At 68.0% G+C, this 11,007-nt stretch carries 10 protein-coding genes and 1 pseudogene; 8 read left to right on the top strand and 3 right to left on the bottom strand.

The genetic code is table 11. The features are described from left to right. Nucleotides 1-5: 5 nt before the first annotated feature. From cobM to bluB, 3 genes are all read left to right on the top strand, one after another. Nucleotides 6-770, top strand: a complete 765-nt coding sequence (gene cobM, locus AX750_RS15255) for a precorrin-4 C(11)-methyltransferase (protein WP_066721554.1) — start codon at nucleotides 6-8, stop codon at nucleotides 768-770. Beyond that, nucleotides 767-2,092 carry a cobyrinate a,c-diamide synthase gene (locus tag AX750_RS15250; protein ID WP_066735454.1) on the top strand — a complete coding sequence of 442 codons (1,326 nt, stop codon included), beginning with the start codon at nucleotides 767-769 and terminating at the stop codon, nucleotides 2,090-2,092. Before cobM ends, AX750_RS15250 begins: the two co-directional genes overlap by 4 nt. 145 nt (nucleotides 2,093-2,237) lie before the next feature. Continuing rightward, on the top strand, nucleotides 2,238-2,861 hold the full coding sequence (gene bluB / locus AX750_RS15245) for a 5,6-dimethylbenzimidazole synthase (RefSeq protein ID WP_067254639.1): 624 nt from the start codon (nucleotides 2,238-2,240) through the stop codon (nucleotides 2,859-2,861). 106 nt (nucleotides 2,862-2,967) lie between these two features. On the opposite strand, the gene AX750_RS15240 is transcribed toward bluB, so the two are convergent. From AX750_RS15240 to AX750_RS15230, 3 genes are all read right to left on the bottom strand, one after another. After that, a complete protein-coding gene (locus AX750_RS15240; protein ID WP_066726490.1) occupies nucleotides 2,968-3,621 on the bottom strand; it encodes a 3-oxoacid CoA-transferase subunit B in 654 nt (217 codons plus the stop codon). Between the two features lie 73 nt (nucleotides 3,622-3,694). Then, complete coding sequence (locus tag AX750_RS15235) at nucleotides 3,695-4,399, bottom strand: CoA transferase subunit A (RefSeq protein WP_066726491.1); 705 nt, start codon at nucleotides 4,397-4,399, stop codon at nucleotides 3,695-3,697. A gap of 200 nt (nucleotides 4,400-4,599) precedes the next feature. Continuing rightward, nucleotides 4,600-6,222, bottom strand: coding sequence for a caspase family protein (locus AX750_RS15230; RefSeq protein WP_156446695.1), 1,623 nt, complete (start codon nucleotides 6,220-6,222; stop codon nucleotides 4,600-4,602). Nucleotides 6,223-6,657: 435 nt separating this feature from the next. Between AX750_RS15230 and AX750_RS15225 the strand changes: the two genes are divergently transcribed. The 5 genes and pseudogenes from AX750_RS15225 to AX750_RS15205 all read left to right on the top strand — a co-directional run. Then, on the top strand, nucleotides 6,658-7,422 hold the full coding sequence (locus AX750_RS15225; protein WP_066726487.1) for an ABC transporter ATP-binding protein: 765 nt from the start codon (nucleotides 6,658-6,660) through the stop codon (nucleotides 7,420-7,422). Further along, nucleotides 7,412-8,152, top strand: a complete 741-nt coding sequence (locus tag AX750_RS15220) for an ABC transporter ATP-binding protein (RefSeq protein ID WP_066726486.1) — start codon at nucleotides 7,412-7,414, stop codon at nucleotides 8,150-8,152. The genes AX750_RS15225 and AX750_RS15220 overlap by 11 nt, the downstream gene beginning before the upstream one ends. Nucleotides 8,153-8,285: 133 nt before the next feature. Further along, nucleotides 8,286-9,446 carry an ABC transporter substrate-binding protein gene (locus AX750_RS15215; protein ID WP_245282408.1) on the top strand — a complete coding sequence of 387 codons (1,161 nt, stop codon included), beginning with the start codon at nucleotides 8,286-8,288 and terminating at the stop codon, nucleotides 9,444-9,446. Between the two features lie 179 nt (nucleotides 9,447-9,625). Then, on the top strand, nucleotides 9,626-10,513 hold the full coding sequence (locus AX750_RS15210; RefSeq protein WP_066726478.1) for a branched-chain amino acid ABC transporter permease: 888 nt from the start codon (nucleotides 9,626-9,628) through the stop codon (nucleotides 10,511-10,513). A 31-nt stretch (nucleotides 10,514-10,544) separates the two neighbouring features. Then, nucleotides 10,545-11,007 (top strand): annotated as a pseudogene (locus AX750_RS15205) (branched-chain amino acid ABC transporter permease); the annotation flags it as partial.

Genomic DNA, 11,007 nt, shown 5'->3' with positions numbered 1-11,007 from the left:
GCGGCATGACCATCCATTTCATCGGCGCCGGGCCCGGCGCGCCCGACCTCATCACGTTGCGGGGCCGCGACCTGATCGCCTCCTGCCCGGTTTGCCTCTATGCGGGCTCTCTGATCCCCAAGGCGATGCTCGACTGGTGCCCGCCGGGCGCGCGCATCGTCGACACCGCCCCGCTCGATCTCGACGCGATCCTCGCCGAGATGCAGGCCGCCCATGAGGCCGGGCAGGATGTGGCGCGGCTGCATTCCGGCGATCTCTCGATCTGGAGCGCGACGGGCGAGCAGATGCGAAGGCTCGACGCGCTCGCCATCCCCTACAGCGTGACGCCGGGCGTGCCGGCCTTTGCGGCCGCCGCCGCGACGCTGAAGCGCGAGTTGACCTTGCCGGGGCTGGCGCAATCGCTCGTGCTGACGCGGACCTCGGGCCGGGCCTCGGCCATGCCGGAGCGCGAGCGTCTCGCCACCTTCGCCGCCTCGGGCGCGACGCTGGCGATCCATCTCTCGATCCATGTCGCCGAGCAGGTCGTGGCAGAGCTGTCGCCCTTCTACGGGGAGACCTGCCCGGTCGCGATCGTCTTCCGTGCCTCCTGGCCGGACGAGCGTGTGCTGCGTGGGACGCTTTCCACGATCGCCGCGCAGGTGCGCGAGTCCGGGCTGGAGCGGACCGCGCTGATCCTGGTCGGCCCAGCGCTGGCGGCCGAGGATTTCGGCGAGAGCGCGCTGTATTCCACCGGCTACGACCGCCGCTTCCGGCCGGGGGGCGGGGTATGACAGCGCCCGGCCTGATCATCGCCGCGCCGCGCTCCGGCTCGGGCAAGACCACGATCACCCTCGGCCTGCAGCGGGCGCTGACGCGGCGCGGACTGGTGGTGCGCGGCTTGAAATGCGGGCCTGATTATATCGACCCGGCCTTCCATGCCGCTGCGACCGGGGCGCCGAGCGCCAATCTCGATTCCTTCGCCATGCCCGACGCGCTGCTGCGCGCGATCGCGGGCGATGCGGCTGATGGAGCCAACCTCGTCATCGCCGAGGGGTCGATGGGGCTCTTCGACGCCGTGCCGGGGCCGGAGGGACATACCGGCGCGAGCGCCGACATCGCCGCGCTGCTGGGCTGGCCGATCGTGCTGGTGATCGACGTCTCCGGCCAGGCGCAGTCGGCGGCGGCCATCGCGCTCGGCTCCATGCATTACGATCCGCGCATCACCATCGCCGGCGTCATCCTCAACAAGGTCGCCAGCGAGCGGCACCGCCGGCTGGTGACGCAGGGGATGGACACAATCGGCCTGCCCGTGCTCGGCGCGCTGCCGCGCGAGGCAAGCCTGATCCTGCCCGAGCGCCATCTCGGGTTGGTGCAGGCGGGCGAGACCGCCGATCTCGAAGCCAGGCTCGAGGCGCTGGCCGATGCGGTGGCGGCGGCGGTCGATCTCGACGCGGTGAGGGGAGTGGCCCAGGCAACTCGTTTGCCGGCTTCTTCGATGACGATTCTGCGCCTGCCGGCGCCCGGCCGCCGGATCGCGATCGCGCGCGATGCCGCCTTCAGCTTCGTCTATCCCCATGTCGAGGCGGGCTGGCGGGCGGCCGGCGCCGTGCTGGTGCCGTTCTCGCCCCTGGCGGACGAGCCGCCGCCCGAGGATTGCGATGCCTGCTGGCTGCCGGGCGGCTATCCGGAGTTGCATGCGGGGCGGCTGGCCGGCGCCGGCCGCTTTCTCGGCGGCCTGCGCGCCTTTGCCGAGACACGGCCGGTGCATGGCGAGTGCGGCGGCTACATGGTGCTGGGGCGGAGCCTGATCGATGCGGACGGCGTCCCCCACGCGATGGCCGGCCTGCTCTCGGTCGAGACCTCCTTCGCGAAGCGGACGATGACTCTCGGCTATCGCCGCGCCATTTTGGAGGCCGATGCGCCGCTCGGCGCAGCCGGCGACGCGCTGACCGGCCATGAGTTCCACTACGCGACGATCGTCACCCAAGGCGAGGACCCGCCGCTGGCGCTGGTCACCGATCCGCATGGCTCGGCGCCCGCGCCTGCGGGCAGCCGGCGCGGGCACGTCACGGGGTCGTTCTTTCATGCGATCGCGGTGGCGGACTCGGCATGATGGTCTGTCGATCAACCCACAGCCCTCATCCTGAGGAGCCGCGCAGCGGCGTCTCGAAGGATGTTCCAGGAGGCTCCCGCACAAGCTGGATCATCCTTCGAGACGCGCTGCTGCGCAGCGCTCCTCAGGATGAGGACTGAGGAGGATGTCCAACTCCCCTCCCTACTTCGACGAAGCCTTCGCGGCGCAATTCGCCGCGTTGCTGGCCTGGCGGCGCGATGTCCGGCGCTTCCGGCGCGACGCCTTGCCGGGCGGGCTGGTCGAGCGGCTGCTGGCGCAGGCGGAGCTGTCGCCCTCGGTCGGCCATTCGCAGCCCTGGCGCTGGATTCGCGTCGCCGATCCGGGGCAGAGGGAGGCCGTGCTGGCGAGCTTCCGCCGTTGCAATGCCGAGGCGCTCGCGGATTACGAGGGCGAGCGGGCGCGGCTCTATGCGGAGCTGAAGTTGGAAGGGCTGCGCGAGGCGCCCGAGCAGATCGCGGTGTTCTGCGACCATGGCACGGCACAGGGCCACGGCCTCGGCCGCAAAACGATGCCGGAGATGCTGGATTATTCGGTGGTCGCCGCGATCACGCAGTTCTGGCTGGCGGCACGGGTTCAGGGCGTCGGCGTCGGCTGGGTCTCGATCCTGGAGCCGGAGGTGGTGCGGGAGGCGCTGGGCGCGCCGCCGGCGTGGAAGCTGATCGCCTGGCTCTGCGTCGGCTGGCCGGAGGCCGAGAGCGAGTTGCCAGAGCTGGTCAAGGCGGGGTGGGAGAGCGGCAAAGTTCGATAGTCCAGCCGTCATGCTCGCCCTTGTGGCGAGCATCCACGTCTTGAGCGTAGCGCTCGACCTCAGAAGACGTGGATGGTCAGGACAAGCCCGACCATGACGGATGAGCTCAAACCGCCACCTTGAACGTCGCGCCCGTCTTCGCCTTGATCTCGTTGAGGGTGACGCCCTCGGCCAGCTCGATCAGGGTCATGCCGCCGCCATTCTCGTCGATCGAGAAGACGCCGAGATCGGTGATCACCATGTCGACGACGCCCGCTCCCGTCAGCGGCAGGTCGCAGGCCTCGAGCAGCTTCGGCGACTCGGTGCCGTCCTTGTTCTTGGCGACGTGCTCCATCACCACGACGACCTTCTTGACGCCGGCGACGAGGTCCATGGCGCCGCCCATGCCCTTCACCATCTTGCCGGGGATCATCCAGTTGGCGAGGTCGCCATTCTTCGCGACTTGCATGGCGCCGAGGATGGAGAGGTCGATATGGCCGCCGCGGATCATCCCGAAGGAATCGGCCGAGGAGAAGAAGCTCGTCGTCGGCAGCTGGGTGATCGTCTGCTTGCCGGCATTGATCAGGTCCGGGTCCTCGTCGCCCTCATAGGGGAAGGGGCCCATGCCGAGCATGCCGTTCTCGGACTGGAGCTGAACCGACATGCCCTCGGGGATGTAGTTCGAGACCAGCGTGGGAATGCCGATGCCGAGATTGACGTAGAAACCGTCCTTCAGCTCCTTGGCGGCGCGCTGGGCGATCTGTTCGCGGGTCCATGCCATGTCGGTCGACTCCGTATCTTTCTCTTGCGCGAATTCTGATCGTCCGGCCGTTCCGGCCGGACGGAACGCGCGCTCAGGCCGCGCGCTTGCGGACGGTGCGCTGCTCGATGCGCTTGACGCTCTGCGGCGTGTGGACGATCCGCTTCACGAAGATGCCCGGCGTGTGCATGTGGTCGGGATCAATCTCGCCGGCCTCGACCAGATGCTCGACCTGCGCCACGGTGAAGCGCGAGGCGGTCGCCATCATCGGATTGAAGTTGCGCGCCGTCTTCCGGTAGACGAGGTTGCCTTCGGTATCGCCCTTCCAGGCATGGACCAGCGAGACGTCGGCGAAAATGCCGCGCTCCATGATGTAGCGCTCGCCGTTGAATTCGCGCTCCTCCTTGCCCTCGGCCACCAGCGTGCCGACGCCCGTCTTGGTGAAGAAGGCAGGGATGCCGGCGCCGCCGGCGCGGATGCGCTCCGCCAGCGTGCCCTGGGGCGTGAATTCGAGCTCGAGCTGGCCGGAGAGATAGAGCTCCGCGAAGAGCTTGTTCTCGCCGACATAGGACGAGATCATCTTCCGGATCTGGCGGGTCTCGAGCAGGATGCCGAGGCCGGCGCCGTCGACGCCGGCATTGTTGGAGACGAAGGTCAGGTCCTTCGCGCCACTCGCGCGGACCGCCTCGATCAGGATGTCGGGGATGCCGCAGAGGCCGAAGCCGCCCGCCATGATCGTCATGCCGTCCTTGATGACGCCGGCGAGAGCCGCCGTGGCGTCCGGATAGACCTTCTTCATCATCTCGCCTCTGCCGCTGAAAGGATGCCGCCGGACGGCGCGGTCCAGAACTAGCCGAGCCGGCGGGCGGGTGGCAACTCTCCGTTCGGCCAAAACGGCATCTTGCCGCGCCAGCGGTTCTCCAAAAGCAAAACGCGGCGCCGGGCGCCGCGTCTCGAAGGCCGAGATGACCGCCCGCCGGGTTGCGGCGGGCGTCACGATCAGCGGCGGAAGCCGCCGCCCAGCGCGCCGCCGACGACGCCGCCGACGATGCCGCCGAAGATGGCGGCGCCCGTGGCGCTGCTGCCGCCGCCGGCGCGCTCGCGCTCCAGATCGCGGCGGATCACCGGGTCGCGCTCATAGGCGACGCCGCCGCGGGTGCGGGGCTGCGGCTCGGCGGGTTCGCGCGCGGTCCGGGTCTTGGCCGGCGCGGGCTTGGCCTCCTCGGCGAGAGCGCGCTGATAGGCCGGCTCGGTCTGGGCGCGCAGCGCCCTGAGCTGCATCGGGGCGAGGAAGCCGGTGGCGGAGAGCGCCCGCGTCGTCTGCCATTCCCTGATCGCGGCGCGCTGGCTCGGCCCGAAATTCGGGCTGGTCTTGCCGGGCTTGAAGCCGGCGAGGCTCAGGCGACGCTGCAGCTCGCGACGGTCCTTGGCGGTCAGCTTGAGCGCGGCCTCCGTCTCGGCCGTGGCGACCTCGCCCTTCATCGCCTCGTCGGCGACAGCCTGGCCCGTCTCCCGCGAGGCCGGCAGGGCAGCCGCGGCAGCGGAAGACAGGGCGGCCGCCCCGGCTGCGGCCGGAAGCGCCGCGACGGCGACCGAGGATGGCTCCAGCCGCGACAGGCGATTCTTGGCGAAAGCGGCGAACTGCCCGTTGGGGAAGGCGTCGAGATAGGCCTTGTAATCGCCGGCAGTGTTGCCGCGCTCCGCCGTCTCCCACATGCGGACGTCCATCTGGGCACGGTCGAGCCCGACCGGCGCCGGGGTCGCCGGCACCGGGACGGCGCCGTCGATCGCCTTGATCGTCACCGAGGGGTCGACCGCGGCGAGCTTGAGCGTCGGGTTCAGCTTGAACTCGCCGATGATCGAGGAATTGGTCCAGGGCTTCTGCTTCTTGCCGGTCGACTCCCAGACATCGGCGCGGACACGGTCCATTACCGTGGTGATCGACACCTCGGGCGTCTCGATATGCTTGAGCAGCGCGGCGGTGAAGGGGCTGTTGCCGTCCTTCTCGCCGTCGAGCGCGGTGGAGCGCGGATCGGTCGCGAAGGCGATCAGGATGCCCGAGGCCGACTGCGTCTCGATCGCGGTCAGGCCGCGGGCGACCGAGCGGGACTTGGCGGCGAGCTGCGTGGCGAAGGGGTTGTCGCGGCAGGCGTCGAGGATCAGCACGTTGACGCGCTCGTCGCGCTGCATCTGGCGCAGGATCAGCTGCACGTTGACGGCGCGAAAATCGAGATCGGCCTCGGATTTCAGCGAGGCATCGACGGGAATGAGATAGTTCTCATCGCCCACCGCGATGCCGTGGCCGGCATAGTAGACGACGCCGGCCTTGGCGCCGTCGAGCTTCTGGGCAAATTCACGGACGATGCCGGTCATCTCGTCCATGCGCAGGTCATAGCCCTCGACGACCTCGAAGCCGAGGCGCTTGAGCGCGGCCGAGATGGCGGTGGCGTCCCGTTGGGGATTGGCCAGGCGCGGCACCGCCGTATAGGCGCTGTTGCCGATGACGAGGGCGACGCGGCGCTCGGGTACCGCCTGCGCGGGCACGGCAAACAGGACCGCGACCAAGCCGAGCAGCGCCGCCATGAGGCGGGCGCGAATGTCCAAACCCGGAGCGAAGTTCAAGATACCCTCCCTGATCGGCCCGCCACGTCTTGAAAAGGCCCGACGCGCGTCGGCGGAAACGCGCAGCCGGCCGATGCCGCCATGGGACGGCCACAGGATCGCCAGGAAACAGCCAGAAACACTACTGGAAAACTGCCCCGACGCCAACGGCCTTCCGCGCCATCTTCGCTGCTTGGTCGCGCCGCGCGCGCTTCCGGTTCAAAGCGCCGGGCGGCATAGCCCGGTCGGCCCGGCCCGGTCGTCATCCATTTGGATGAGCCCGTCACGCAGGCCCGGCGGGCCGGGCGCCTAAGACGAAGGGATGAGCCTTGATTCACAAGGCCGTATTCCCGCCCGCGCAGCGTTGACTCATGCGACGAGCGCGGTGCAGCATGCCATACAAGGGGAGACGGTCGAGAACAAGAAAGACCAAGATGACGACGACAAGCGTTGCGCATGGCTGAGGACATCATTCTCGCTACGACGGGTTTGACCAAGGAATTCGGGGGCTTCACGGCGGTGAACGGCGTGGACCTGCAGGTCAGGCGCGGGACGATTCATGCGCTCATCGGGCCCAACGGCGCCGGCAAGACAACCTGCTTCAACCTGCTCACAAAATTTCTTGCGCCGACGAAGGGCTCGATCGTCTATAACGGTCGCGACATCACGCGGCAGAAGCCGGCGGACATCGCCCGCCTCGGCATGGTCCGATCCTTCCAGATCTCGGCGGTGTTCCCGCAACTCAGCGTCAAGACGAATGTCCGGATCGCGCTGCAGCGCAAGCGCGGCGATTCGTTCGATTTCTGGCGCTCGGAAGAGGTGCTGCAGCCGCTCGACGACGAGGCGTTGCGCCTGGTCGATGCGGTCGGCCTCGCCGCCTTCGCCGAGCTGCCCGCCGGCGAGCTCAGCTATGGCCGCAAGCGCGCGCTGGAGATCGCCACGACGCTCGCACTCGATCCCGAGATGATGCTGCTCGACGAACCCATGGCCGGCATGGGCCGCGAGGATGTCGAGCGGATCGAGGCGCTGATCCGCAAGGTCTCGGCGAACCGCACCATCCTGATGGTCGAGCACAATCTCTCGGTCGTCGCCTCGCTGTCGGACCGCATCACCGTGCTGGCGCGCGGTCAGGTGCTGGCGGAGGGCGACTATGCCGCGGTGTCGAAGGACCCGCGCGTGATCGAGGCCTATATCGGTTCGGGAGTCGGCCATGCTCACTGAGGCCGTGCGGTCCTCCGCCGCCGGAGCGGCGGCGCCGATGCTGAAGGTGCGCGGGCTCGAGGCCTGGTACGGCGAATCGCATGTGCTGCACGGCATCGATTTCGACGTCGCGCCGGGCGAGGTCGTGACGCTGCTGGGCCGCAACGGCGCCGGCAAGACGACCACGCTGAAGTCGATCATGGGCGTCATCGGCAAGCGCAAGGGCTCGGTCGTGCTGGAGGGTACGGAGACGATCCAGCTGCCCTCGCGGGCGATCGCGCGGCTCGGCATCGGCTATGTGCCCGAGGAGCGCGGCATCTACGCCTCGCTCAGCGTCGAGGAAAACCTGATGCTGCCGCCCCGCGTGCGGCCCGGCGGGCTCTCGCTCGACGAGATCTTCACGCTCTTCCCCAACATCAAGGAGCGGCTGAAGAGCCAGGGCACCAAGCTCTCGGGCGGCGAGCAGCAGATGCTGGCGATCGGGCGCATCCTGCGCACCGGCGCGCATTTCCTGCTGCTGGACGAGCCGACGGAAGGGCTCGCCCCGGTCATCATCGACCAGATCGGCGCGACCATCCGCAAGCTCAAGCAGGAGGGCTACACGATCATCCTGGTCGAGCAGAACTTCCGCTTTGCCGCGACGGTCGCCGACCGTCACTATGTCGTCGAGCAGGGCAAGGTGATCGACATGATCGAGAACGATCAGCTCGACGCCAATATCGACAAGCTGCACGGCTATCTCGGGGTCTGAAGGCCGCCTTCCGGCGGATTCGAAGGCCCCCAATCCGATCCATATCGGACATCACGTCGCAAACGACGCCAATCTCAGGGAGAGACACATGAAGCTCAAGACGTTCCTGACCACGACCGCCTTCGCCGCGCTGATGGCGGCGCCGGCGCTCGCGCAGCAGATCAGCATCAAGGCGGGCGTGCTGAACGACCGCTCCGGCCTCTATGCCGACCTCTCGGGCGAGGGCTCGGTGATCGCCGCGCGCATGGCGGTCGAGGACTTCAAGGCGGCCGAAAAGGGCATCAAGGTCGAGATCGTCTCGGCCGACCACCAGAACAAGCCGGACGTCGGCTCGACCATCGCCCGCACCTGGTACGACCAGGACGGCGTCGACCTCATCCTCGACGTGCCGACCTCTTCGGTGGCGCTCGCGGTCAACCAGATCACCCGCGAGAAAAACAAGATCCACATCAATTCCGGCGCGGCCTCCTCCGACCTGACCGGCAAGGCCTGCTCGCCCAATACGGTGCACTGGACCTACGACACCTATGCGCTGGCCCAGGGCACCGGCGGCGCCATGGTGAAGGCCGGCGGCGACAGCTGGTATTTCCTCACCGCCGACTACGCCTTCGGCCATGCGCTGGAGCGCGACACCGCCGCGATCGTCACCAGGAATGGCGGCAAGGTCGTCGGCGCGGTCCGCACGCCCTTCCCGGGCACCGACTTCTCGTCCTTCCTGCTGCAGGCGCAGGCCTCCAAGGCCAAGGTCATCGGCCTCGCCAATGCCGGCGGCGACACGATCAACTCGATCAAGCAGGCGGGCGAATTCGGCATCACCGCCGGCGGCCAGAAGCTGGCGGGGCTGCTCGTCTTCCTCACCGACGTGCATTCACTCGGGCTCGCCACCGCGCAGGGGCTGGTGCTGACGGAGTCCTTCTACTGGAACACCAACGACCAGACGAGGACCTGGTCCGACCGCTTCGCCAAGGCCAATGGCGGCAAGAAGCCGACCATGGTGCAGGCCGGCGTCTATTCCGGCATGCTGCACTATCTCAAGGCGGTCGAGGCGGCGAAGTCGAAGGACTCGGCGGCGGTGATGGCCAAGATGAAGGAAATGCCGACCGACGATCCGCTCTTCGGCAAGGGTTCGGTGCGCGCGGACGGCCGCAAGATGCACGACATGTATCTCTTCGAGGTCAAGAAGCCGGGCGAGTCGAAGGGGCCGTGGGACTACTACAAGCAGATCTCGGTGCTGCCGGCCGAGCAGGCCTTCCGCCCGCTCGCCGAGAGCGAGTGCCCGCTCGTCAAGAAGTGAGGCTTTGAGACAGCGTCATTCTCGGGCTTGACCCGAGAATCTCAGGGTCAGAGCGCTCTGGTTTCCGAGATGGTCGGGGCAGGCCCGACCATGACGCCGATTAGGATCATCCCGGACCGCCCGGTCCGGGATGATGGCTACCACCTTGCCAGTGCCCGCAAAGATGATCTGAGCCCCGCATGTTCGAACTTCTCGGTGTTCCGCCCCAGGCGCTGTTCGGCCAGGTCCTTCTCGGCCTGATCAACGGCTCGTTCTACGCCATCCTCAGCCTCGGGCTGGCGGTGATCTTCGGGCTGCTCAACATCATCAACTTCACCCATGGCGCCCAGTACATGATGGGCGCCTTCGTCGCCTGGATGTGCCTGAACTATCTCGGTATCAACTACTGGGTGGCGCTTTTGCTGGCGCCGCTGGTCGTCGGGGCGACGGGCATCGCGATCGAGCGGCTGCTGCTCAAGCGCATCGCCCATGTCGACCATCTCTACGGGCTGCTTCTGACCTTCGGCCTCGCCCTGATCATCCAGGGGCTGTTCCGCAACGAATTCGGCTCGTCGGGCCTGCCCTACCAGATCCCCGCCGAGCTGCGGGGCGGGCAGAATCTCGGCTTCATGTTCATGCCCTATTACCGCGGCTGGGTCGTCGTCGCCTCGCTGGTGGTGTGCCTCGCGACCTGGTTCCTGATCGAGAAGACCAAGCTCGGCGCTTACTTACGCGCCGCGACCGAGAACCCGACGCTGACCCAGGCCTTCGGCATCAACGTGCCGCTGCTGGTAACGCTGACCTATGGCTTCGGCGTGGCGCTGGCGGGCTTCGCCGGCGTGCTGGCGGCGCCGATCTATTCGGTGAACCCGAACATGGGCGCCGACCTCATCATCGTCGTCTTCGCCGTCGTCGTCATCGGCGGCATGGGCTCGATCCTCGGCGCCATCGTCACCGGCTTCTCGCTCGGCCTGATCGAGGGGCTGACCAAGGTCTTCTACCCGGAGGCCTCGGCGACGGTGATCTTCATCATCATGGTGCTGGTGCTGCTGGTGCGGCCGGCCGGCCTGTTCGGACGGGCCGCGTGATGGCCGCCCGCCGCGAGACGAGGATTTGACCATGGCCGACATCGCCGCCACCGACGCGCCCGCCGCCCCCCTGCCGGGCGAAGCCGACAAGGGCACGCTGCGCCTGCACCGCGCCATCATGATCGGCATCGCGATCCTGCTCGTGATCGCGCCCTTCGTGGCCTATCCGGTCTTCGTCATGAAGGTGCTCTGCTTCGCGCTGTTCGCGCTCGCCTTCAACCTGCTGCTCGGCTATGGCGGCCTGCTCTCCTTCGGCCACGCCGCCTATTTCGGCATGGCGAGCTATGTCTGCGCCTATACCGCCAAGAACTGGGGCCTGACGCCGGAGCTGGCGATCCTGCTCGGCACGGCCGTCTCCGGCGGGCTCGGCCTCGTCTTCGGTGCGCTCGCGATCCGGCGACAGGGCATCTATTTCGCCATGATCACGCTGGCGCTGGCGCAGATGGTGTTCTTCTTCTCGCTGCAGACGCCGCGCTTCACCGGCGGCGAGGACG

This window comes from Methylobacterium sp. CCH7-A2 (assembly GCF_001557075.1).
Taxonomy (GTDB): Bacteria; Pseudomonadota; Alphaproteobacteria; order Rhizobiales; family Beijerinckiaceae; genus Allobosea; species Allobosea massiliensis.
The sequence above is the reverse complement of the archived record's forward strand: the minus strand, read 5'-3'. Positions and strand labels throughout refer to the sequence as shown.

Excerpts from the sequence above, each read along its gene's own strand:
- AX750_RS15240 (WP_066726490.1), bottom strand. The coding sequence starts at position 3,621 with ATGGCATGGACCCGCGAACAGATCGCCCAGCGCGCCGCCAAGGAGCTG.
- AX750_RS15235 (WP_066726491.1), bottom strand. The coding sequence starts at position 4,399 with ATGAAGAAGGTCTATCCGGACGCCACGGCGGCTCTCGCCGGCGTCATC.
- AX750_RS15225 (WP_066726487.1), top strand. The coding sequence starts at position 6,658 with ATGGCTGAGGACATCATTCTCGCTACGACGGGTTTGACCAAGGAATTC.
- AX750_RS15220 (WP_066726486.1), top strand. The coding sequence starts at position 7,412 with ATGCTCACTGAGGCCGTGCGGTCCTCCGCCGCCGGAGCGGCGGCGCCG.
- cobM (WP_066721554.1), top strand. The coding sequence starts at position 6 with ATGACCATCCATTTCATCGGCGCCGGGCCCGGCGCGCCCGACCTCATC.
- bluB (WP_067254639.1), top strand. The coding sequence starts at position 2,238 with ATGTCCAACTCCCCTCCCTACTTCGACGAAGCCTTCGCGGCGCAATTC.
- AX750_RS15215 (WP_245282408.1), top strand. The coding sequence starts at position 8,286 with ATGGCGGCGCCGGCGCTCGCGCAGCAGATCAGCATCAAGGCGGGCGTG.
- AX750_RS15210 (WP_066726478.1), top strand. The coding sequence starts at position 9,626 with ATGTTCGAACTTCTCGGTGTTCCGCCCCAGGCGCTGTTCGGCCAGGTC.
- AX750_RS15250 (WP_066735454.1), top strand. The coding sequence starts at position 767 with ATGACAGCGCCCGGCCTGATCATCGCCGCGCCGCGCTCCGGCTCGGGC.